The following is a 24323-nucleotide window of genomic DNA, read 5'->3' as shown; positions in this document are numbered from 1 at the left end:
ATGGAAACTGGTCTATTATTAACATTATTAAATAAAACAACATCACTTTCAGTTAATCAAAAGACTGGTATTGAAGTTGTAAGCTGTACCTTTAATGATTTAATAAATACCTTTCAAAAAGCTATTCCCAATACTAATATAAAAGGTCAGTTATGTATACCAGAATATCAACGACCATATGTCTGGAAAGAAAAACAGATCAATCGGCTTTTAGATGATTTTATTGAATATTATAAAAATACGGATAATGACAAACCACTTTTTTATTTAGGTAGCATAATAGTACATAAGGATGAAGGCACACTTAAAATCATTGACGGACAGCAACGAATAACAACATTATTGCTCATCAATTCTATTATCAATAAAGAAATTAAAAGTGGGATTCAATATACTTCTACTACCAGCATCAATAATATAAAACGCAATTTTTCTTACCTTAAAAGTGTACACGCAAAAGATGTTTTTGATTATGCCGATACAGAAGTCCTCAACTATATTGATTTTGATAAAATTAATGTAACGTTGGTAGTTACTGCTACCGAAGATTTAGCCTATACTTTTTTTGAAACTCAGAATACAGGAGGTGTTCGATTGAGTGGTTCTGATATAATAAAGGCACATCATTTACGAGCCATTTCTTCTGAAAAAAATATAAATTATCAGGCCCGAAAATGGGAAGGCATCGAAAGTGAAAAAATAGAAAGTATCATTCAAAATCTTACTAAAATAAGATTTTGGGATAACAGAAATTGGCGCAGGTTCCCTTTTTACAGAGATGAAAAAGGAATAAAGGAAGTCTTAATTGAAGAATTTACTGAAAATACAAAACACGACAAGGAAGATATTTCATTTTATTATAGTGCTGTAAAAATGGAGGCTGGCAGGGCATTTCAAATGCATGAAAGCAACTATAAGCAACTAAAGCAACCTTTGTCGGATGGTAATAATACTCTTGATTATATCAATGATTATGTGCACTTACACGATGTACTATTCAATAGAAGCAAAAAAGATTACAGAGTAAGCGATGCTTTTTATGATTTTAACGAAAAGTTGATGCATGGCAATTCGGGCACATTGTTCTTAAAAGAGTTGTTAGAAATTTGCATTATCACTTATGTAAGCCGTTTTGGATTTTACCGCTTATTTGAAGCCAGTTTATGGTTATATCGTTCTATTTATTCGCTAAGGGTTTCTTCAAGTAGAAACGTTAGAGAGGATAGCATTTTCAAATTCGTTTTTGAAAATCAATTTATTGATAATATCATTGAAGTTTATACAGTAGATGAACTCATTTTATATCTAAAAAGATTTAAGTACACCTTTAATACTGACAATTTAGGAGTGAAAGAATCAAAAGATAAGCACATTGGTTCATTGAATAATTATTTTAATGAGTTTGGTAAAACAGAAGATTTCAAGAAAACTCCAAAAGCTTTTGACAAAGCTTTTTTAACTGCCATTGTAACTAAAATTAAAGAAAACAATGAGCAATAAGATATTCAATACTTCAATAGTGAATCTTGCTGATTTGCAAAAGTTTAGTTTTACTATTCCTACTTATCAGCGGCCTTATGTATGGGGTGATGAACAAATTGAAAAATTATTAGGCGACTTTTATAAATCATATCAATATAACAAGGAGGAAGATTATTATATAGGCACTATTCTTACCAAAGAAAATGGGATGAAGGCTGAGTTAATTGATGGTCAACAACGTTTCACTACATTATGGTTAATAGCATTTGTATTTTCAAGAATAAATAAAAAATCAGAGATTGAGAATTTCTTGACCAATACAGATAAGTCTTTAAAAATGAATTTTGAAATAAGAACGGAAGTAGAAGATTATTTCAAAAGTTTGTTGGAGAAAGATAAAGATGAGGATATTAAAATTATTGAGAGTAGCGAGATTGCGAAATATCCCTATCTAAAAAACATAGCCAAAGCTTTAGTAAATATTAATGGAATAATTCAAACCATAACTCATGAAGAGCTTAAAAAATTTGGAGACTATATTTATACCAAGGTTCAATTAATAAAAAATACCACCCCTCATGCAATTGATTTAAATAAGCTCTTTTCTACGATTAATAGTGCCGGATTGCAATTGGAACAAACCGATATTGTTAAAGCCAATCTATTGAAATGTATTGATGAAAAAGTCTTGTATAGTAAAATTTGGGAAGCTTGTGAGAATATGAATAATTTTTTCGAAAGAAACGTTCGAGATTCTTTCCCCCAAACGGATTGGGCTACAGTAGATTTATGCAGACTCAATGAATTTGATAAAACAAAATTTCTTTTTAATGATATTAATTCAGAGATACCCATAGAAACTAAAAATTCAATATTTACTATAGAAGGGTTAACATTAGAAGATTGCGAGCCTTATGTAGAAATAAAGAAAGGGGTTATAGACGAAAAACGAGAATCAGAAGAAGTATTTTGCCGTTCCGTCATCAACTTCGGACAATTACTGTTGCATACATATAGATTGCATTTGCGAAATGAAGGTAAACCAGATTTTGAAGGTACTTTTCATGTAAATCGGATCATTGAAATATTTAAGCCAATCGAAGAACTGAATGATCCAAATGAGATAAAGCGGTTTTTTGTTTTGCTATGGAAAGTTCGATTTTTGTTTGATAAGTATATAATAAAATGGATAAGTGATGTAGATACAAAAACAGAACAGTTAGAACTTATCAATATCAATAAAAATTCTACCAATTATTATTCAAGAACCAAGTATGCCAAGTCTAGCATGCTTATGTTACAAAGTGTACTATATTTTACTGGAGATTATTTGAGACAGTTCTGGCTTACTTCTTACCTCGGATATTTATTAGAGTATCACGGAGATTTAGATGCAAATTCAGATATACATTTAGACCGCTTAGAAAAAATTGACAATAACTTATCCTTATGTAAAACAATGAACGACAAAGAGGCGTCTTTGGCATTGATTGATTCTACTGTTAATACTGACTTTGAATATGAAATATATTTAACTTCAAGTTATGGCACAAAATTTCAACACTATTGGTTTCAAAAGTTGGAGTTTATTTTGTGGAAAAACTGGTCATTTCCTAAAACTAGTGAATTTGAAAATTATAGAATTACATCTAGGAATTCAGTGGAACACATTTATCCTCAGAATCCAGAAAATATAATTAAAAATCCAAAAAATGAAAATGAGATTTTACATTCATTTGGAAATTTAGTTTTATTAAGTGTTTCACAAAACTCAGAGTACAGTAATAAATCTGTTGATGAAAAACGAAGCATGTTTAATAATAAGAATATTTCATATGATACTTTGAAGTCTTATTATATTTTTCAAAATGAAATTTGGACAAAAAAAGAAATTATTCAACATCAAAATGAAATGATTGAATTAATTTGTAAGCATTATAAAAAATAAAAATATGCCGTCACAAACCAACGAACAAGCCTTAGAATCTTCCATAGAAAAGTGCTTAACGGGTACAAGTCTGGAACAATTGAAGGAACAAAAAGTTTCTCTGCATATTGCAAACGAGCGCAGAGAATTGTACCGTGCTGGTAATGGCTATTATATTGGCTCCCCCGAAGATTTTAATGCACAGTTTGCTCTCGATGAAAAACGCTTTTGGGATTTTTTGGAAACTACCCAACAAGAAGAGTTGAGCAAACTGCAAAAGCAAAGCGATTGGAAACTTAAGATTATAGAGCGCCTTAACTATACTGTAAAGAAGTATGGCATTCTGCGTTTGTTTCGCAAAGGTCTGGATATAGACGATGCACACTTTACCTTATTGTATCCATTACCTTTAGCCAGCAGCAGCGAGACCGTACGCACAAATTTTGAAAGCAATCAATTCAGTGTTACGCGTCAGCTTCGGTATTCACTCATCAATACCAAAGAAGAAATAGACATGGTACTTTTTGTAAACGGCTTGCCCTTTGCAACCATGGAATTAAAAAACCATTGGACCGGACAGAATGCAAAAGTACACGGGCAAAATCAATATAAGACCAAACGTGACATTAATCAACCGCTGCTCAACTTCGGTCGCTGCATTGTACACTTTGCCGTAGATACCGATGAAGCATACATGACCACCCGATTAAATGGAAATGATACCTTCTTTCTTCCATTCAATTTAGGACAACGGGAACCCTTGTTTGGTAAAGGCAATCCGGTAAATCCATTTGGTCATAAGACATCCTATATGTGGGAAGAAATATTTACCCGGAAAAGCATTGCCAATATCATTCAGCATTTTGTCCGTTTCGATGGCAAAGAAACCGATCCGCTAAGTAAAAAGACTTTGTATTTCCCACGCTATCATCAATTGGATGTGGTGCGTAAACTTGTAGACGATGCTAGTAAAAAAGGCGTAGGACAAACGTATTTAATACAACACTCTGCAGGTTCGGGCAAATCCAATTCCATTACCTGGGCAGCCTATCAACTGATCGAAACCTATCCGGAAAGCGATAACTTGCCGGGCAGCAAAGGTGTCTCAAATCCATTGTTTGATTCCGTAATCGTTGTAACCGATCGCAGGTTGTTAGACAAACAGATTCGCGAAAACATCAAAGAGTTTTCGGAAGTAAAAAATATTGTTGCGCCTGCTTATTCATCTAAAGAGTTAAAAGAAAGTTTGGAGAGCGGTAAAAAAATTATCATTACCACCATACAAAAATTCCCCTTCATTGTAGACGGCATTGCCGATTTAAGTGATAAACGTTTTGCTGTTATTATAGATGAAGCACACAGCAGTCAGAGTGGCACTTCGGCAGGCACCATGAATCAGGTCATGGGAAATGCTGCAGGGGATGCTACTGAAGACGAAGAAATAGATCCACAAGATAAAATACTGGAGGCCATGCGCGCACGTAAGATGCGTGGCAATGCATCGTATCTGGCTTTTACGGCTACGCCTAAAAACAATACGCTTGAGCGCTTTGGTGTAAAACAGGAAGATGGAAAGTATAAACCTTTTCATTTGTATTCCATGAAACAAGCCATAGAAGAAGGTTTTATCCTGGATGTGCTTGCCAATTATACTACATACAAAAGCTATTACGAAATTGAAAAATCCATTGAGGATAATCCCTTATTCGAAACGGTAAAAGCACAGAAGAAATTACGTACCTACGTAGAGCAGAACAAACAAACCATTGCAACCAAAGCAGATATTATGCTTGACCATTTCATGACGAAATTGGTTAATACCAAAAGGCTGAAAGGAAAGGCAAAGGCAATGGTTGCAACACAAAGTATTGAGTCTGCTATCAACTATTATTTTGCCTTAAAGAAACTGTTAGACGAACAAGGCAATCCATTCAAAATAGCCATTGCTTTTTCAGGCGTTAAAAAAATAAAAGGCATTGAATACACCGAAGACAGTCTGAATGATTTTCCTGCACACCTGGATACAGCAAAACCAAGTGATCCCGGATATATCAGCGATAAAATTGCACGTTTCGTAAATATGGATGAATACCGCATGTTGGTTGTGGCAAACAAATACCTTACGGGCTATGACCAGCCTAAGCTTACTGCTATGTACGTTGATAAGAAACTACAAGGAGTCATTGCCGTGCAGGCCTTATCCCGTTTGAATCGTTCGGCAGATAAGCTCGGCAAGAAAACAGAAGATTTATTCATACTCGATTTTTACAATACTACTGAAGATATTAAGAAAGCATTCGATCCATTTTATACCGCAACATCGTTGAGCAAAGCAACCGACATAAATGTGTTGCATGAATTAAAATCTAATCTGGATGATACAGGGGTATATGAATGGAGTGAAGTAGAAGATTTTGTAGAGAAGTATTTTAAGGGGGTAAATGCACAAGAGCTTAGTCCCATTGTTGAGGTTGCAGCAGAACGTTTTAATGTAACCTTAGAATTAGATGATAAGGCGAAGGCCGATTATAAAATTAAAGCAAAACACTTTGTAAAGATCTATGGACAAATGGCTTCTATTATGCACTATGAAGTGCAGGCTTGGGAAAAGTTGTTTTGGTTTTTGAAATTTTTAATTCCTAAACTCATTATTGTAGACAATGCAAGTGATGTCTTGGATGGCTTGCTGAATTCTGTTGATCTTTCAACCTATGGTTTAGAACGAGTGAAATTAAATACAACGATCGTACTTGACGCTGCTGAAACAGAAGTTGATCCACAAAATCCCAATCCAAGAGGCGCACATGGCGGCGATTCGGAAGAAGACGAACTAGACTTAATTATTAAAAGCTTTAACGAACGTTGGTTTCAGGGCTGGGATGCTACGCCTGATCAACAGCGAGCAAAATTTGTTGTCATCGCACAGCGAATGCAAGCCCATTCTGATTACAATGAGAAATATGCAGAGAATTCAGACATACAAAACCGAGCTATTGCATTCGCAAAAATAATTGATGACGTAATGGGTAAGCAGCGCAAAACAGATATGGACCTTTATCGTTTATATTCTCAAGACGAAGGTTTTAAAATAGCGATGCAGGATACGATTAAACGGATATTGAGAAATTAGTTATTTAACAATTTCAACGACTCAGCGCAGTGGAAGAAATTTAGATTATTCTTTTTACCTCTTCGTCGACACAATCAATTCCCGCACATCCACATTCAATGCTTCAGCAATATCAAAAAGTGTTTCTAAAGAAGGTTGTACATCATTGGTACACCATTTAGAAACCGTCGTTTTATTTTTATCAAGGGTTTCTGTCAGCCAAAGATTGGTTTTTCCTTTTTCTGCCAGTACAGATTTCAATCTGTTAAAAATCTTCCTTTCAGTCATTTTAATTGCCTATAAGTAAATTATAGTGACAATATACACCTTTTCAAAATGCTCTAAATTGGCATAAAAGTGTAGTAATAAACAGATATGTATTATGTTTTAAGGATATTAATTTGTTTATTACATCATTAATTATTAGTATTGCAACACTTTCATATATCTTTTTTAAAACTATGCAGATAGAACTTCCGACCAACCTCAAACTTTTTAAAATGCCTCCGTCAGCAGAGGTTATGTTGTTTCTTATTTCCGAAGAAATGAAAATCAACCGCTTGGTAGAAGCCGGCTTTGATGCTGCGTATACCTGCGATTTAAGTACACTCATCCTCTCACTGGCAGGCTTTGAGTATCGGCCGGATAGTCTGTATGACGGGTACACGGAGTTGCTGGATAAGCACTGTGAAAAGGTATCGCCTATGGATGAAGAAGAATGGAAGGATGCGTTGCTTGATATGTATATGCAGATAAAGATTGAAACAGGAAATGAATGATTAGAGGCTTGTAAAGACATGTAAACGTACAGCTATGGTAACTCAAATTGAACTACCCGACCTAACAAAAAAAGAACTCATTCTAACCTTGATTAAGGCAGATATGCGTAATGTGAAACTTATATACGGTTTGGAAAATGCCGGGGCATTGGTCGAGAATTTTTATTCAAACCTGAATGTAATTGTTTTAAAGCTGATTGGCTTTGAAGAAACAGAGCGCAAAGATGAATTGTATGCCCTATACGATAAAAAAATGGCAGCTTTAATAGATCTGCATGTAACTGATTTTATAGATGGTATAAATTATCTGGCGCTTGATTTTTACAATGAATTACTTTTGCAAAAGATTAAACTGAATTGCGGTATAAACGCTGAATAGTCAACCAGCTTTGATCCTTATTTTTAAATACAAGTACGCAACAGGTTGTTGCATACTTGCGAAATGGTTTAATTTGTCCAACAAGCTGTTCAATGTTAATTAGGCAACAAGTTGTTGCCTAATTAACATTGAACAGGGTAACTATATATAGAAAATGATCATCCAATACGCTTCCGACCTGCATCTGGAATTCTCTCAGAACAGAGACTTTGTAAAGGCAAATCCTATTAGTACGCAGGCTGATATATTACTACTGGCAGGCGATATCGTACCTCCGCCGCGGCGGATGCAGTCATGCACAAACATGCGGATTTTTTCAGTTATCTCTCAGATCATTTTCAGCATACCTATTGGGTGCCGGGCAATCATGAATGGTACAATTCAGACATGGCAGACCGGAGCGGAATGCTGCACGAAAAAATCAAAGACAATGTATCGCTGGTGAATAATGCTGCAGTAGAGCAGGATGGCGTGCAGCTTATTTTTTCAACCCTCTGGTCACAGATCAGTCCTGCGTTTGCTTTTCAGATATCGCAGGGCATGAGTGATTTTCATGTGATCAAATACAAGGGCAAACCATTTTCAGTGGAGCAGTTTAACCGGCAGCATGAAGAAAGTGTTTCGTTTATACAAAAAGCCTTGCAGCAAAAATACGCAGCAACAACGGTTGTGGTGAGTCACCACATACCAACGTTTCAGCATTACCCGCAGCAGTACAAAGGCAGTGTATTAAGCGAAGCCTTTGCAACAGAGCTATATGATCTGATAGAAGCAGCAAGCCCCGATTACTGGATCTATGGTCACCACCACAGCAATGTGCCCGATTTCACCATTGGCAACACACAGCTGCTTACCAACCAGCTGGGTTATGTAAAGTGCGGGGAACATGCGGGATTTGATAGGGGCAAATGTCTTTTCCGCCGCGGCGGACACTGATTACGCTGATTTTTATGATTTACTATGATTGTTCTTTATTAAACAGTATCATATTTTTTCATTTGTATATTAAGTCAATGCTTGAATGATTTTATTTTTCAAGCGATGTTAGTTAATGCATTCAGCGTAATCCATTCAATAAACGTAATCAGTGGTTAAGACAATGGGAATGATTACTAAGGAATACAATCAAGACTGCGCAATAGCCGTCACATCTTCCGTGCAGAGGTATGATCTAAAGACTGACGGACGCCACAGAACCGATTTGCTTTTATATATACAAACAGGTAATATTAGAAAGTAAAGAAAATAACTTATTTTATATGAACATTGTTAATCGCTGTGCAATCACAATCGTCTATAAGCAACCCTTTGCGGATTGGAACGATCGCGTGTTCCCGGATATGCCTATGGAATCACATGGCTATAAAGAATCCTACACGTATCTGGTTAAAGAGGAGATGGATATTTCAGAAAAAATAATGAAAAAATATTATAAACAGATTTTTGAAGATGCATTGGAAGGCATGTGTACCGATGAATCAGAATGGCCGCCCAACAGAACATTTAAATTGTTTACAGAGTGGTTTGATTTCCATATCAGCGGCTGGGTAGTAGATCTGGTGAAGTAGTCTCCGCGGTAAACAGACAATGAACGTGATGCTATGAAATGCGAAAACAACACTGGCGCTATAATGGGCGCAATCATGCGTGTTAACGGGCGCAATCATACTTATTAAAGGGCGCAATCATGCGCCCCTACTGTGTTTCTGATCATATGAATATTTCCCAACCAAAATTATTTATGCTGCTGCTGGGCTGCAAACCTGCCGGCAGGCACACCGAACAGCACGATGTGTTTTTCGGCATCGGCGATTCCTTAAAAGAACTCGTTCCGGCGATGCATGCATTCTGGCCCGAAGCAAAAAAGAACCTGCACGCAGACGCCTGGAGAGAAGTACACACGGTACAGCAGTACACGATCCGTGCGCGGTTAAAAACAGAAGCAACAGAAACAATAGATGCAACAGGTGCATTGAACTTATTTTTTATCAACCTCGGCGGGTACCGCAAAGGAGAGTTTGAAGAACACCATTACAAAATGCTGATCGTTGCCAAAGATGCCGATGCCGCAGTAGCCTTAGCGAAGAAAGAAACCTTTTATAAACAGAATGGTTTTAAAGGCGCATCCGCACACATCGACGATAAATACGGCATCGATGCAGATGATGTTTACAGCGTGCAGGAAATTTTACCCGAAATTTTTTCGGCGCGATACACCATTGAAATCACAGCAGCAACAGAAAACGAAACCGTACCCGACAATATCCACCTGGGATACCTGCCATTATGGAAAATTACGTAGGGGCAAATTGCATTTGCCCCGTTGCACAAATCGCATTTGCCCCGTTCCGCCAGCAACAGTTGCCCCATTGCATAAATTACATTTGCCCCGTTCCGCAAGCAACGTTTCCCCCGTTTTAAATTCCGGATGCTTATGCGTTCCACCATCAATAGTATTATCCTTCGATAATACTATTGATGGTGTTGTTAACCGGTTATTGTACGCCCGTTAATTTCTTTTGTATCCGTGATAAAATCAGCGGTATCCTGCCACAAAGTTCTTGTTTGATATTTTTTTTTGACGTTATTTCAACACGCGTTTTTTAATGTCGCTGTTAATCATTACGGTGTTATTTTTAGTTGCCGCAGGTTTAACGCGATACATTTCAAATGAATATTCACTTAAACCCATTTTGTGTATGAACGGAACATAAACCCTACGAGTACATAAACCCAAAGAGGTTTACGTCTTTTTACAGAACAATCTTTTTAATTCTTTTAACTACTAATTTTTTCACACAAAAATCAACCCTATATGTTTAAAGTATTATTCAGACAATTGCTGCTGGCTTCAGCGGCAGTTTCAGTGTTGCAGGCTTCTGCACAAACAACGGTAACCTTTGCAGACGCAAAAGATACCTGGATCCGCAAACAGAATGTAACCAGCAGTTACGAAACAACCAACTACGGCAAGGCACAGAACTTCCGCCCGTACCTGTGGACACACGGCGGTGTGCCTACTGTGGGCAGAGGATTGATCCAGTATCCTGAACTAGCACAGCTTCCGTCCAACGCCGTTATTTCAAGTGCAACCTTATACCTGTTCTGTGATACAACAAGCACAACAGATATGAATGCGCATAACTACAACCTGGCAAATGACAACTCCATTTACATCAGCCGCATTACCTCTTCGTGGGTAGATACGGTTGTAACCTGGAGTACACGCCCATCGTCTGTTACAACAAACCGTGCAAGTGTTGCTGCTACGGGTTACCGTGCAACAACCAACTTCAGCGTAAATGTAACCAGCCTGGTGCAGGACATGGTTACAAACAGCAGCTACGACGGGTTCGAGCTGGCACTGCAGAGCGAATCGTATTCAAATCTGTACCGCAACCTGACACTTGCCTCTGTAAACAACCCGCGGGCAGACCTGCGTCCTAAATTAGTAGTTACCTACACCATCCCTGCCAATGCATTGCGTTTTGACGGCAGCGATGATTATGTACAGGCTGCTTCCTACAGCGCGCTGAATACCGGCAGCGGAGACTTTACCTACGAAGCCCGTATCAAGGCATCGTCTACACAGGCATACCTGTACCCGACAATTGTATCAGACCGTAATCCATCTAACCTGAACGGTGCTTCCGTATTTCTGGTGCCGGGTCCGGATGTATGGTCTTCCGGTAAACCATGGATCAATATCAACGGTACAAACTATCCATGCGCCTCCTGCCCGGTACTTACAGATAATGCTGTACACGCATTGGCCATTGTGCGCAAGGACGATACACTGAAGTATTATGTAGACGGTACCTTAAGACAGACACGTACGGTGAACACAGGTACGGGTGATATCACAGATGCCGGTAATGTACGCATCGGCCATGATCTGGCGAATGCATCGAACACCTATTTCAACGGTGATATTGCCGAAGTGCGTATCTGGAATGTGGCACGTACTGGCGCGGAGATCGCTGCCACATACAACACAACACTTGCAGGCAATGCCTACGGACTTACCGGCTACTGGAGGCTGGATGAAGGCACCGGGCAGGTTGCGTACAGCAGTGCCGTATCCAACTTCAATCATGGTACGTTAGGTTCTTCTGCATCTTCAGAATCGGTTGATCCGGTATGGGCAACAAGTACTGTAGGTATTCAGAGAGGTATTGGTTCTTCCTTTGAATTTCCGTTTAATGCAGGTACCATTGCGCAGGGCAAAACCTACAGCAACACCCAGAACAATTCAACAGGCTATGGGTTTGATAATGACCTTGGAAACCTGAGCGATGATGTGTACTACAAGTTTACCATTGCATCCACGTCTCTTGTTACTGCAGACCATTGTTCTTCAGGTTTGTCGGATACATACATCTATTTACTGAACAGCAACAAGCAGGTAGTTTATCAGATAGATGATTACGGCCCGGTATGCAGCAGCTACAGAGCGTCGTTCAGTGTGAATCTTTCAGCGGGTACGTATTACATTGTATCAGAAGGATACTCCAGCAATGCGGGCGATATCACTACACGCATCGCGGTGGCGGCATCTACCGGCACACCAATCGCGCGTACGGCTGTTGCAGAAGATCAGCATTACACAGCGGTACAGACAAACACATCTGCAGGAACAGCAGCGGCTCCGGCAACGATCTTCTCGTATCCGAATCCAGTGAAAGGCTATCTGAACTTCGGTGAAAAAGTTGAATCCTATACCTTATACAATGCATCAGGTGTTCAGGTATTGAGCGGTGCGCAGGCAGAAGGTGTCGGCACAGAATCCTTGAACCCGGGTATGTATATGTTGAAAACAAACAACCGCGTAGAAAAAATCGTTGTTGAATAAAGTTGTTGAATAAAACAGCAGGGGCAGCCTTCACAGCTGCCCCTTTTTTATTATTTCCTTGCCACAGATTCATTACGCTGCATCGTTCTCCTTCTTATGCAGCGAAAAGATCCCCGTTGCCTGGTCGGGCATTTCATCCCCGATTAAAAAACCAAAAGGTTCAAGCGCATCAACGCGGTCAAAGATTACTTTCAGAATCGCGATCAGCGGAATAGATAAGAACATACCTGCCACGCCCCACAACGTACCGCCGATCAATACTACGATAATAGAAATAAATGCATTTACCTTAACCTTCGAAGCAACAATCTTCGGTACTAAAAAATTGTTGTCGACAAACTGAATCAGCATATAGGCGAGGAACACGTAAAGCGCAGAAGCAGGGGTGTCGGTCATCAGGCCCATGATCATTGGCAGGGCAATAGCTACGATTCCACCGATATATGGAATTAAATTAAGTATTGCGCCGATGACACCAAGCAGAATCGCATAAGGAATGCCGATAAGCATTAAGGCAACACTGTTCATAACAGCTACAATACACATTTCAATCATCAGTCCGACTAAATAATTCTGTATAAGACTTTTTGTCTCTTTCAATACATCCGCCACAACCGTATGCTTATCACTTGAAAACAGTTTTGCTATGAACTGCAGCAGCAGTGGTTTGTAAAATAAAAACAGGAATATGTAGACAGGCAAAAGGAATAAGGCAAAAAACACACCCGAAACCGTACCAAGTGTGGTACCAAGCAAACCACTTGCACCTTCCATACTTTTTGCTTTCTGTTCATTGATCCAGCTGTTTACCTTTGGCGTTGTAATGTTAAAGGTATGCGACAGCCAGGTAAGACCTTTGTGTGCAAGTTCAGTGGATTTATGTTTTAATTGCGGCAGCATATCCACAAACATCGAAAACTGTGAGCCGATAAAAAACAAGATACCTGCGGTAACAACAATCATCAAGGTGATTGCAAGAAGTATTGCTACGATCCGGTTTATTTTTTTTCGCTCCAGAAAATTAACAACGGGATTTAACAATATTGCAAGCAGCCACGAAAAGGTTAAGGGCACAAGTATTTCCTGTCCCAAAAATAATACATAAAAGAAAACGAAAAGTCCGATTGTGATAACGGCCAGTTTGTGATACAGGGGTAATTTTTCAGTCATAATGGTAGGGGCAACCTTCACGGTTGCCTTTTTAAACGGTTGCCTTTTTTATAAAACATTTATGGGCACAAAGATCACACATACGAAAAATGAAACATTATACCCTGTAGCATTTGTATTACAGAAATCCCATAATGCAGGGCAACCGTGAAGGTTGCCCCTGCTGTATTAACGGACAACCGTAAAGGTTGTCCCTACTGCACTGGCAGTTTATACGGGTTTTTACCACCGTTGCGTTGTGCCGGGCGGTGGCCATGTCCGCGGGTATTGTGGTGATTGTTGAAATGCGTGCCGTTTTTGTGCAGCGCATTCTGCAGCTTAACGGTTACATAGATTTCATGTGTTCCCCTGCTGTAGCTCTTCAACGGATTGAGTGTGATGTCATAGCTGTAGCCAATAAAGATGCTGGGAATATTAATACCCACCAGCGCTACTACCGCATCGCTGCTTCTGTACGATGCACCAACGGTAAAATGTTTCACAATGTTTGCTTTAACATTCAGATCAATCTGATAGGGTGCGGCGAATACTTTACGTACCAGGGTAGAAGGTTCAATACTTAAATTTTCACTCACTACAAATTCATACCCGGCAGATAAAAAGAAGACACGGCTGGCCGGGTTGTAATTCTTATCCGCGATATCAAATAAGTTGATCGGTGTCTGCGCGAGGTTCTGCGCGGAAAATCCGACATAATACTGCGAGTTGTATAAATACACACCGGCAGCTGCATCGGGAATAAATTTCGTGATTGCAGCCGTAGTAATAACCGGATCATTGGGCTGGTCGAAATGCAGCTTGTTCGGATCAAAGCCGAATTGGTAAAAGGTGCCGGACAGGCCGAAGGAGAACCAGGTATCGCTTGCTTTGCTTACCTGGAAGTGGCGCGCAGCAGAGAAACTTAAGCCCGTGCGTCTGCTGGGGCCGGCTACCTCATTAAAGATGTTGAGGCCAAGCCCTACATACTGGCCGGTGTAGGCGTGTGCGGAAAGGGATTGTGTAACCGGGGCATCTTTCATGCCCTGCCACTGGCGGCGCACCGTTGCCATTACAGGAATTTTTTCATCTGAGCCTGCAACAGCCGGGTTCAATATAAACTGATTGAACATGTACTGGCTGTATAAGGCCCACTGCTGGGCCTGTACGTTCAGGCTCAGTGTCAATACCACAAGAATGCTGAATATGCGTTTCATAAACAAATGCTGTTATCGGATAACCGTTAATGTTCCGCTGAATGGTACATCATCACCGGAATGTAAATTTACTTCATAATAATACGTGCCGCCGGAAACGTCATGCCCTTTGTAGGTACCGTCCCACGGCTCCTGGTAACCGGTAGAAGAGAAAATGGTTTCACCCCATTGGTTAATGACTTTTACTTTTATATCCGGATACAGATCCGAATCGCGGATCACCCACACATCATTGGTATTGTCGCCGTTCGGGGAGAACGCGTTGGGTATCGTGATCAGCGTAATACAGGCTCTCGGGTTGGTAGGCACCGTAACGGTTGCAGAGAACGGACAGGCATGTGCATCTGTTACCGTTATGGTATAATTATTCCCAAGCAGGTCATACAGGTCTTTTGTATCCACGCCGTTTGACCAGGAATAGCTGTAAGGTGCTACAGCACCGCTGTTGGTCATTACAATACTTCCGTCGTCATTGTCTTTACAGGAAACCTCACTTACCGAAAACCCAAACGTAAGATTATCCGGCTGTTTAATTTCGCCCTGTACCAGTGCAGTACAGCCGTTCACATCATCAATCAGTACGTTATAGATACCTGCATGCACCGCAGAAATATCCTGTGTGGTTTGTCCGCTTGACCATAAGTAGGAGTACGGAGGTAAGCCTCCTGTTACAGTAAGGTCAATGCTGGCGTTGGAACTGTCGTAACAGACCGCGTCTGAAATGTCAAGATTGGTAACAAGCAGGAACGATTCCTTTACGTTCATGGTATCGTAAAATTCACATTGAAAAAAATCCCTGATCAGCAGGTAGTAGGTGCCTACGGGAATGTTCGCCAGGTCTTCTTCCGTTTGCCCGAGTACAATTTCAGGCGTAGACCATTTAAATGTATACGGCATAACGCCGCCGCTTACGGTGAGGTCAATGATGCCGTCTTTAAAGCCGTAACATTTTACATCGGTAATAACTTTTTCTGTCGTGATGGGGTCTGGCTGGTTTACAATGATGGATGTAAGCTTTATGCAGCCGTTCACGTCTTTAATGGTTACGTCGTGTACGCCTGCTTTCAGGTTATAGACATCCTGCAGCTGCGTGCCGTCGTCCCAGGTATAGGTATAGAAGGGAAAACCTCCGAAAGCAGTAAGATCAATGGTACCATCGCTGCCTCCGAAGCAGGAAACATTTTTTACTTCATAGGAAGAAAGTAATTGTGTGGGCTGTTTAACCATACTGCTCAGGCTGGCAATGCAGCCTTTGGTATCTTCTACCTGTACGGAATAGTTACCGGCCGCTAACCCTGCTACATCGGCAGATGTTTCACCGTTGCTCCACTGATAGGAATAGGTTGGTGTGCCGCCTGTTACAACGAGTGTTATTTTTCCTTCCGGTGTCTGATAGCAGCGCAGGTCTGTTACGTCTGCAGTGACGGCCAACGGATCGGGTTCCGCGAGTGTTACAAAATAATTGGCGTTGCATCCGGTCTGGTCGGTTATCTTAACAAAAAATGTTCCGGCCGGAAGATTGGCGTGTACATCGGTTGTGATACCGTCAAACCATTCAATAGTGTAAGCGATGCCGGATGGAATATTTACACGAACCCTGGCCGATCCGCTTTTTTCTCCGTGGCACCTGACGTCTTGTTTGTCAAAGGCAACAGTGAAGCTGCACGGGACATAGTCTGCATAGCTATAAAAAGACATGCAGCACAACACAAATACGAACAGAAAGATTTTTTTCATAATTCCTGTACTTATTTTATAATAGTGAGCGGGCTCGTTACAGAAGCAGAACCATCACCTTTGCTGAAAATATAATAATAGGTTGCCGGCGGCAATAAGTTACCGTTGTGCCTGCCGTCCCATGGTTCGAGATACGGGGACGCGCTGTATAACTGCTGTCCCCATTGATTGAATACCTGCATGGTGTTATTCGGATAAAGCCGGATGTTGCGTAATACCCAGCGGTCATTTACACCGTCGTTGTTGGGAGAGAAGGCATCCGGAATAAAGAGGCAATCTCCGTTTCCGGCGGCAACCGTAGCATCCGCGGTATGTGTACAGGATTTTTTATCTGTAACCGTAAGGGTATATATGCCGGCAGCAAGGTCTTTCAGGGAAGGTTCGGCAGAACCGTTTGACCACAGATAGGTATACGGCGGCGTACCTTTTGTTACCGCAGCCTGCAGTTCTCCGTCCTGCTGATCTGCACAGGAGATGTCTTTCACTGAAATTGTAACAAGCATGCCGGATGGAGAAGCAATCACTGCTTTGTTAACCGTTGCGCATCCTTTAGAATCCAGTATATTGATTGTATAGGTACCGGCTGCAAGATCAGAAGCGGATGTACCGCTTGCACCGTTTGACCAGCTGATCAGGTAAGGCGAGGTGCCGCCGGTTACGGCTACCTGCGCTGTTCCATCCGTACCATTGGCACAGCTCAGGTCTGTTTTGGTTACACTGCTTTCCAGTATAAACTGCGGGGCTGTAATTTCAATGTAGCTGTCTGCCGTACAATTATTTTTATCCTGCACAGTCAGAGAATAAACCCCTGCCGGCAGACTGCTGATAAGATTGGAAACAGCACTTAATTCCAGGTCTGCATTTTTCCAGGTATAGCGGTACGGCTGTGTTCCCCCGCTGACATCAGCGAGGATGCTTCCATTCCTGCCACCAAGGCAAGCCACATCGCTTAATACTGAAAGTGTGGGCAGCAGCTGTGAAGGTTCAACCAGCGTAGCGCTCAGATCACGCGTACATCCGTTTGCATCCCGCATGTTTACGGCATAGGTTCCTCCGGACAGCAGGCGTATATCCTTGTCGAATGCACCATTGGTCCACTGATAAAAGTACGGCTGCACACCGCCGCTTATATCCAGGGATACAGAGCCGTCTGCTTTTCCGAAACAGGTAGGGTTTACCGCATTCAGAATCACTGCGCGGATGTCCGGTGGCTGTGCAAGCAGAACCGAATCGGATTGTTTACATCCGTTCGCATCTGTTATGGTAACAACGTGTTTGCCTGCCGGCAATCCTGTTGGAGCAGCAGATGTTTGTCCGTTTGTCCATGCATAGGTATAGGAAGGAATACCACCGGAAGCCGTAACAGAAGCTGTTCCGGTAAAATCATTATAGCAGACCAGGTTTGAGGCAGCGATTGCGGTACGGATCGGATCCGGCTGACTGATCAGCGCATCGGCATGTACCCGGCATTGATTTACATCTGTTGCAATAACATACTGTCTTCCTGCCGGAGCGGCACTCAGGTCTTTAGATGTACTGCCTGTAGACCACTGATAGGCGACAGGTGCAGTGACGCCGGTTACATCAAAGGAAGCACCGCCTGTGGCTGTACCGAAGCACAGGGCATTACTGACGGCAACAGTTGTCTTAATTTTTCTTGGTACAAGCCGGAAGGGTTCCGTAATATATTGCTCTGAAAAACCTTCCAGTTCCCAGGTACGGTTTACATAATCGGGAAGATCAAAGCCTGCCAGGTGCACCGGCGGCGGCTGTACCAGCGGACCGATACTGATTTCAAAGCCTGGTACGGTAAGCTGAAAACACAGATCGCCTACCACCGGAATGCTGATGCAGAAGCGGGGAATAATATCGAAATCCGGAAATTCAATGCCAAATTCAAATGCGGTAAAGACCAGTTCAACATCTACGTGGTCGTAGGTACGGTTGGAAAATTCATTTGTAGAGATTACATAACTCGCATGCATATCCATGTGCGACATGTTGCAAGGATACTGGATCTTCAGATCGGCACCAAGCGGTACGTCGATGATGGAATCCGTTCCTTCAACAATATTTCCTTCTTTTATATCCGTGTATACATACCGCACATCCACGGGCAGCCGCAGCTTGAGGTTGACGGTAGGGTGGAAGCGGAACTGCTGAGATTGTGAAACGGGCATGTTCAGGTTCATCGTGAACAAGGTCCAGTTTAAGCCGATAAAGCGCCGTGTACCGCCAAAGTCCCTGATGCCGCCGGGAGGAATCTGCAGGCCAGAACTGAGGATACCGAAAAAGGTACCGATCGGCGGGGGCGCAAAGCTGAGCAGCTGAATGATATCCAGGCTTGGGATCAGGTATGGGTCACCGCCGCTGGCCACAAGGTCTTTACCTTCTTTTGATGCCGTTGTTTCTACATGCGGAATTTTAACGCTGCCACTCAACGGCGAACTTGCGGGTAAGGTACCGGATGTAGAGCCTTCCGGAATGTCAATGCTGCATACAGGCGGAATATTCAGACACGGGTAGGTGATCTCATCTTTATTCACTTTAAGAATAACCCAGTTTATATCAACCAGCGGGTCCGGAATGGCATCGCCCGCAAAATCAGGCGGGAAGATGCGGATGCTGAAACATTCAAACAAGCAGACGTCAATACCAACCTTCATGTCAAACATGATCGGCATGTCCAGACTCACTTCGCCGGTAGCCGGGTATGCAGTATTTAATTCGAAATCTTCCTGTACGGTATAATCCGTCTTTATGGTAACGGTTTCACCGGCATTAAACGTAGAGTCCTCCGGAAGTACGAGGCTGGTTTTGATGGGGTATTTGACACCAACACCGCCGCCTTCGAAACCGCTTACTTTAAAGGCCAGCGGGCCGATACCAAACGCAAATCTGCCCCAGATACCCGCACCGAATTTAAAACCGGCAACAGAAAAGATGGAGCCCGGGCGCGTATCAAACGGATACGAACTTTCAAAACGATCGAAAAAATTTGTCGTGCGGTTAATGTTAAATCCTTCGCCCGGCCCCCACATCGATTGCATGGAATCGGTTTCAAAGACTACATCGTGCTCAACCGTTTTGGTTTGTGCCTGCGCAGTCAGGCTGCACAGCAGCGCACCCAAAAGCAGAGACACTTTCAGCGTGTTCAGTAACGCATTACTGCAGGTATAAATACTATATGTTGTATTCCGCTTCATGTTTAAAACAGTAACGTGAACATACTTTCCCGTATCGGTACGGTCAATTGCGAGGCGAACATGTCGGGAAAGTTTGCCATGATAATATAGGTATCGTTGTAGGTGCCTGTGACCAGCATCATGCGCTGCATCTTCACATTTTTAACTTCAAACGTGAGGTAATACAGCACGCCTTCCCAATGAGCGGTTACCATTTTTTCAGATTTAATCAGTACAAGATTTTGTGTGCTGAAATATTCTTTCGTCAGCCCCTGGTTAAAAGCGATCGGATTTCTGCCGGCTGCTTTGGTTGATACCAGCGAACTTGAGGTTGCTTTGTGCAGTAACCCTTTGTACATATAAGTAGTATCGAAATGCTGCGGTGCCTGAATGCTCAGGCCGGTTTCCGGAAAGGTATACCGCTCTGCTTTCAGGTAGCGGCTGCCATTCTGTGCGCCGGCATTCAACGCTGTTACAAGTAAAACCATAAGAACTAAAACACGGTACATTATTTCGGCATTTTAAGAAGCTTGTAATAAAATCTGTCAGAGGCTGTTGTCAGCAGCAGCACATAAGAGCCCGGAGGAAGCTGGTCTGTGGGCATACTTTCTTCGGCATTGATTAAGAGCTGTTCTGTAAGCAGGCTGCCATTCATGTCATATACAGATGCGTTCAGCGGCAGCAGGGATAACGACTGTACATCAATGCTGATGCGGTTGTCGAACGGGTTTGGATAACACCGTACGGAAGCATTTCTGAACCCGTTTGTAATGGATAGCATGTCTACAAAAATATATACCGGCACGGATACAGAAATACATCCGGAAAGATCCTGTACCTGTACGGTGTAATCGCCGGTTTCTGCGGCAACAATAATGCGTGTATCTGCATCCGGTATGGCCGTTCCGTTCAGGAACCACTGATACGTTAATCCGGGAGAAGAAGTAAGTACATAATTTTCACCGGCTGTAATAACAGGCGGCGGCATGCAGATGTGAAGTGTGTTGGAGAAAGAGGTACAGCCATCGGCACGGCTTACGCGTATTTTGTAATCGCCGGTTGCATTCACCAGATACGACTGGCTTGTTGCGTTGGATATAGCCACGTTGTTTACGTACCATTGATAGCTGCTGCCGGGGGTAGCGCTCAGTACATTTCCGTTAGACTGTATATGCGGAACAGGAATACATACGGTTACCGGATCGGCCTCTGCACTGCATGTGCTTACATCGCTTACCTGCAGCGAATACTGTCCGTTTTCTGTTACTTTATAAATCTGGTTCACGGCGCCTGCAACAGGCGAACCGTTTTTATACCATTGATAGGAAAGGAAAGAAGCGGTAGAAATAAATTCGTTGTCAACCGTGATCACCGGTTTCACCATCGGTTTTACAGTAACCGTATGCGGACCGGATGTACTGGTACATTTCGCATTGATGGAAACAACAACCGTATACGTGCCCGAAGTGGTAACGCTATAGCTGGCACTGTTTCCTCCGGATGCAACCGTTACATTATTTTTTCTCCATTGATACAGGAAAGCGGGATCTTCTGCCGCTGAAAGCGTTACCTGTCCGCCGGCACAGAATTCCAGCGGCCCGGAGTAGGTTACCGTATTCGGCGGAACAGTGTATACATGGATATTAAATGCTGCGGATGTGTCGGCACAGCCAATGCTGTTGTATACGCGCACGGTATAATCACCGCTTGTTTTGATTGTTTGTGTGCGGCTGTTCATGCCTGGCACCGCTGTTCCGTTCAGGAACCATTCGTAAGATAAGCCGGTACCGGAAGTAGCATCAAGCCGGACAGAATCTCCGGTGCAGAAGGTTAGATTGCCTGAAGGCTGAATGGAAGCAGTGGGAACAGGGAATAAGGTAAGCGGTACAACAGCTGATGTATCGCTGCATTGATTGTTATCAGAAAGAATTACGCGGTAGCTGCCCGCCTGTTTGCCGTAAAATACGGCGGATTGAGCACCGGGCACTGTTATGCCGTTGCGCTGCCATAAATACGTGTAGGTGCCGGTAGTTGCAGTGATGCGCACAGAATCTCCGGCGCAGAAGCTACTGCTACCCGCCAGCGTAGCGGCAGCTGTTGGTTGTGCATGGATCGTTACCGTAAGCTTGGCGGATTCATTGCTGCAGTTAATCGCATTTTTTACCCGTACATGATATACACCGCTTTGCGAAGGCGTATAAGCGTTTCCGCTTACAGGCAGCACGCTTCCGTCTTTCAGCCATTGAACGGTGTTGGTTGTTGCATCGGCAGAGGTATACAGCGTAGGTAATGTATACGGACAGCTTGTTAAACTGCCGCTGCTTGTTATGTTTGCTGCTGGTGCAGAATTCACCAGTACGGTATCTTCCGGGGAAAAGGTGGCGCAGCCCAATCTGTTTTTTACCTGCACTTTGTACCGGCCTGCTGTAAAGGCTTTGTAAGCAGTAAGTGTATCATGTGTCAGCAGAATATTGTTTCTGTACCACTGATAGGAAAATGTGGGTGTTGCAGTGGTCTGCATAAAAACGGTATCGCCCTGGCAGATCGTAAACTTACCGGCAGGTGTAAGGAGCGGAGCGGGAACAGGTTCTGCAACAACGGTAAATGTACGGGAAGAATCGCGGCAGCCTTTGTTGCTTGTAAGTACAGCACGATACTTACCTGACGTTGAAGCGGTATAACTTGCACCTGTGGCACCTGATATGGGCGTGCCGGAAAGCAGCCATTTATAGGTGTTGCCAAACGAAGCATTGAGTGTTACGTTTGCTCCCTGACAGAATTCAAGCTTGCCGCTGTAATGAACGGCTGTGTCAGGCAAGGGATTGATGGTAATGAAAATTCCCGGAGAATATTTTACACAACCTACTGCAGGATCAGAGGAATGTACCACTACACGGTATAAGGCGGAATCTTTGGCATAGAAATTTGTGTTTGTAGCACCGCTTATGTTTACACCGTTTTTCTGCCACTGATAGATTAGCCCTGATCCTGTAACGGCTTGAAGCAGTATCGAATCTTTTTTACAGGCTACAACCGACGCAGGTGTTTTAACCGTTGCGCTGAAAAACGGACAGGCATCGATGCGTGCAACAAAAGCGTTCAGACCTACGCTGCTGTTACTTACAACCGAGCTGTCAATGCGCATGGACGTATTAAAATATCCGGTGATGAATACCTGTGAAGAATCGTATGCGACAATATCTGTACCGGCATCTGTTTTTCCATTGGCATAAGATTGCAGCCATTGTGTGGTGCCGTCCTGTTTGTATTTGGCTACATAAAAAGTAAAACCCGGGCTTGCTGTAATGCTTTTAGAACCTGCAGTAAGCACGGCACCGGAAGATGTTTTTTTTCCGAAGATACCGGTTGCATATACGCTTCCGTCTGTATCTCCCGTTATGCCGAATACAACTGCTGCAGAATCTGCCGCTGGAACAGTAAGGGTTTTCACCCACTGCATGACACCAGCTGTATCGTAGCGCGCAACATACCCGCCATAGCTGGCAGCCGTTGTTAATGTTGTTGTGTCTAATTTGTTATTGTTTTTATAATCTCCGCCCAGCAGGAAAAATTTCTGGCTTTTTTCAAGTTCAATCGTATTTACATGTGCTGCACGTTCTTTTTTGAGCCAGGTGAGTTTTCCGCTGGAATTAAATTTAGAAATAAAAATACCTGAGGTGCCTGTAGCAAAGGTTAAGGTATCTGATTGAACAAATACAGTATCGGTCACATTACCTGTGAGAAAAATATTGCCGTTTGTATCCTGCCACAGATCTTTACCTTCGGCACGCGAGCCGCCGTTTTTTCCTTTGGAAGATTTTAGCCAGAGGTAGGTACCTGATGCATTAAACTTCATGAGATAAAAGGCATATGTTGAAGAACGAATGGTGTCCGCGTCATTGGAAGAAATAAAAGCTCCCTTGTATTTTCCTGTAAACACCACACTGCCATCTGTGCCGGCAGATATAGATGCTGCTGTTGCTTCATCCGCTGCTTTGCGTGCAAACTGTGTTTTTACCCAAAGGAAATTTCCGTTCAGATCATAACAGGCAACAAATGCATCGTTTACCGCAGTGCTGTTTGTAACAACGGTGCTGCCGAAGGTTAACGAACCTTTGTAATGCCCGGTAATAAATAGTGCAGAAGGTGAAGCAGAAACTCCTGTTATTTCAAATAAGGTATTTGTTTCATTTCCTGTAATCTGTCTTGACCACAGGAGTTTTCCGTCTGCGGTATATTTTACCAGGTAACCATCAAACCGGGATACGGCCAGCGGCAGCGTTGTTGCAGACCCGCAGGATGGGTTATGTAATGTGTCCTGCTGAATGATGAGGTCACAGGTAAAGGTGCCGGTTCCGTATACATTTCCGGAAGCATCGCGCGCAATTGATTGTCCGAGTGAAATACTGCGTGTGTTGCCGCTGCTGATCCATTGTGCCTGGGCAATCTGTGTAAACGCGATACCGCAAACGGCTGCAAGAAATAAGAATTTCTTCATGTTGTTACAGCA

Annotated in this window: 16 protein-coding genes; 9 read left to right on the top strand and 7 right to left on the bottom strand. The window is 42.5% G+C overall.

The window, feature by feature from the left end; genetic code table 11:
• Genes CHU_RS14255 through CHU_RS14245 form a run of 3 tightly spaced genes read left to right on the top strand, consistent with a single transcriptional unit; the run spans position 1 to position 6539 of the window.
• Complete coding sequence (locus CHU_RS14255; protein ID WP_011586290.1) at positions 1-1500, top strand: DUF262 domain-containing protein; 1500 nt, start codon at positions 1-3, stop codon at positions 1498-1500.
• Positions 1490-3430 carry a DUF262 domain-containing protein gene (locus CHU_RS14250; protein WP_011586289.1) on the top strand — a complete coding sequence of 647 codons (1941 nt, stop codon included), beginning with the start codon at positions 1490-1492 and terminating at the stop codon, positions 3428-3430. The genes CHU_RS14255 and CHU_RS14250 overlap by 11 nt, the downstream gene beginning before the upstream one ends.
• Positions 3431-3434: 4 nt before the next feature.
• Positions 3435-6539, top strand: a complete 3105-nt coding sequence (locus CHU_RS14245) for a type I restriction endonuclease subunit R (protein WP_011586288.1) — start codon at positions 3435-3437, stop codon at positions 6537-6539.
• 54 nt (positions 6540-6593) lie between these two features.
• Here the strand turns inward: CHU_RS14245 and CHU_RS14240 are convergent, their stop codons facing one another.
• Positions 6594-6806: a helix-turn-helix transcriptional regulator gene (locus CHU_RS14240; RefSeq protein WP_011586287.1), complete on the bottom strand. Its 213-nt coding sequence runs from the start codon at positions 6804-6806 to the stop codon at positions 6594-6596.
• A 173-nt stretch (positions 6807-6979) separates the two neighbouring features.
• Between CHU_RS14240 and CHU_RS14235 the strand changes: the two genes are divergently transcribed.
• From CHU_RS14235 to CHU_RS14210, 6 genes are all read left to right on the top strand, one after another.
• On the top strand, positions 6980-7297 hold the full coding sequence (locus CHU_RS14235; protein ID WP_049755616.1) for a hypothetical protein: 318 nt from the start codon (positions 6980-6982) through the stop codon (positions 7295-7297).
• A gap of 34 nt (positions 7298-7331) precedes the next feature.
• On the top strand, positions 7332-7676 hold the full coding sequence (locus CHU_RS14230) for a hypothetical protein (RefSeq protein ID WP_011586285.1): 345 nt from the start codon (positions 7332-7334) through the stop codon (positions 7674-7676).
• Positions 7677-7970: 294 nt separating this feature from the next.
• Positions 7971-8612 (top strand): metallophosphoesterase, encoded by a 642-nt coding sequence (locus CHU_RS14225; RefSeq protein WP_011586284.1) that lies wholly within the window; start codon positions 7971-7973, stop codon positions 8610-8612.
• 323 nt (positions 8613-8935) lie between these two features.
• Positions 8936-9244, top strand: a complete 309-nt coding sequence (locus CHU_RS14220) for a hypothetical protein (RefSeq protein ID WP_011586283.1) — start codon at positions 8936-8938, stop codon at positions 9242-9244.
• Between the two features lie 146 nt (positions 9245-9390).
• Positions 9391-9978 (top strand): DUF1543 domain-containing protein, encoded by a 588-nt coding sequence (locus CHU_RS14215; RefSeq protein WP_011586282.1) that lies wholly within the window; start codon positions 9391-9393, stop codon positions 9976-9978.
• Positions 9979-10491: 513 nt separating this feature from the next.
• Complete coding sequence (locus tag CHU_RS14210) at positions 10492-12528, top strand: LamG-like jellyroll fold domain-containing protein (RefSeq protein ID WP_011586280.1); 2037 nt, start codon at positions 10492-10494, stop codon at positions 12526-12528.
• A gap of 72 nt (positions 12529-12600) precedes the next feature.
• Here the strand turns inward: CHU_RS14210 and CHU_RS14205 are convergent, their stop codons facing one another.
• From CHU_RS14205 to CHU_RS14180, 6 genes are all read right to left on the bottom strand, one after another.
• Entirely contained in the window at positions 12601-13698 is a 1098-nt protein-coding gene (locus tag CHU_RS14205) for an AI-2E family transporter (protein WP_011586279.1), read from the bottom strand.
• 194 nt (positions 13699-13892) lie between these two features.
• On the bottom strand, positions 13893-14891 hold the full coding sequence (locus tag CHU_RS14200) for a PorP/SprF family type IX secretion system membrane protein (protein ID WP_011586278.1): 999 nt from the start codon (positions 14889-14891) through the stop codon (positions 13893-13895).
• Between the two features lie 12 nt (positions 14892-14903).
• Positions 14904-16628 (bottom strand): gliding motility-associated C-terminal domain-containing protein, encoded by a 1725-nt coding sequence (locus CHU_RS14195; protein WP_041932420.1) that lies wholly within the window; start codon positions 16626-16628, stop codon positions 14904-14906.
• Positions 16629-16639: 11 nt separating this feature from the next.
• Positions 16640-19834 carry a gliding motility-associated C-terminal domain-containing protein gene (locus tag CHU_RS14190; RefSeq protein ID WP_011586276.1) on the bottom strand — a complete coding sequence of 1065 codons (3195 nt, stop codon included), beginning with the start codon at positions 19832-19834 and terminating at the stop codon, positions 16640-16642.
• A 2-nt stretch (positions 19835-19836) separates the two neighbouring features.
• Complete coding sequence (locus tag CHU_RS14185; RefSeq protein ID WP_011586275.1) at positions 19837-20322, bottom strand: hypothetical protein; 486 nt, start codon at positions 20320-20322, stop codon at positions 19837-19839.
• Positions 20322-24311, bottom strand: a complete 3990-nt coding sequence (locus tag CHU_RS14180; protein ID WP_011586274.1) for a T9SS type A sorting domain-containing protein — start codon at positions 24309-24311, stop codon at positions 20322-20324. The genes CHU_RS14185 and CHU_RS14180 overlap by 1 nt, the downstream gene beginning before the upstream one ends.
• Positions 24312-24323 lie beyond the last annotated feature (12 nt).

Source organism: Cytophaga hutchinsonii ATCC 33406 (genome assembly GCF_000014145.1).
Classification (GTDB): domain Bacteria; phylum Bacteroidota; class Bacteroidia; order Cytophagales; family Cytophagaceae; genus Cytophaga; species Cytophaga hutchinsonii.
This window is presented reverse-complemented; position numbering and strand designations above follow the sequence as displayed.